Source organism: Rhizorhapis sp. SPR117 (genome assembly GCF_021742065.1).
The window spans coordinates 1-1,028 of record NZ_JAKKIE010000194.1 but is presented as its reverse complement, the minus strand read 5'-3'; the positions used below and the strand labels follow the sequence as shown (position 1 = coordinate 1,028).

At 64.2% G+C, this 1,028-nt stretch carries 1 protein-coding gene; it reads right to left on the bottom strand.

The annotated features are described in order from the left end of the window. Positions 1 to 46: 46 nt before the first annotated feature. On the bottom strand, positions 47 to 1,028 hold a 982-nt coding region (locus tag L3X40_RS21900), incomplete at its 5' end, for a transposase (protein ID WP_237367442.1).

Sequence of the window (1,028 nt, the reverse complement as noted above, 5' to 3'; positions counted from 1 at the left end):
CAGCCCGGTGACGGAGTCGCTTTTTCTGTCACCGGGTGGTGCGAGGTCAAATGTCGTTTGGCGTGAAGGCGATGAGGAGTAAGCCGCGTTTGCCTTGGAACTCGCCGACGAACGCGAGGAGAAGAGTGGCGTTGGCCTGAATGACCAACAAAACCGCTTGTGCCGCGCCCGTTGCCTCCCTCGGGGTGCCGCAACCGAACAGTGCACGCATGAGGACGCCGAGGTTGAACCCGGCGACATGGACCAGGTAGCGCTTCTGGAGGTTCTCGCGCCCACGCAGCCAGGCACGACGCATGCCGCCGCGGTCAAGGACGTGCGCGAAGCTGCGCTCGACCATTTCGCCACGCTTGCGCATAGCTCTGCGTCCAACCGCCGATTTGAGACGAGACCGATTGGCGTAGACTGCTTTCTGGGCGGCCTCGTCGCCATGCCAGCGCAGGACGCCTTTGGCCGGCTTGGGTTCAGATATGCGGCTCCTCCAGACGTCGCCGTCGAGGCGCTTGAGGACGTCGCGGGAATGATAACCCTTGTCGGCTACGAGATCGCAGCGATCCTCGGATGTCGGCGCGAGACCAATACCGGCGAGGTTTTGCGCTACCGCCTTCAGCGTCGGGTCGAGCGTATTCGTATCGCCCTGGTCGGCCGCGTGGATCGGCGCGGCAACGATCACGCCTGTGTCGAGATCGACCGCATGCTCGGGCTTGTAGGCCAGCCGGGTCGAACCATTCTTCATCCGGGCGACCTTCGCGTCGGGATCGGTCGCGCTCTCCCAGTCCGCGTTCGACAGCTTCTTGCCCTTACGCTTGCGATCAAGCCGGACGAGATCCTCCGCCGTCGGGGTGTCGATGCCGCTCTCCCTAGCCATCCGCGTCAGCATCTCGCGGTACGTCTCGCCAGTGTCCCGCCGCACGATCGTGCGCAGCGCCGCGTTGGCTTCCATGGTCGAGCCATCCACGCCGATCCGCTCGGCTTTCACCAGATCGTGTTCGGCGACCAGCGCCAGAACCCAGCCGAAGATCTTCTCATGC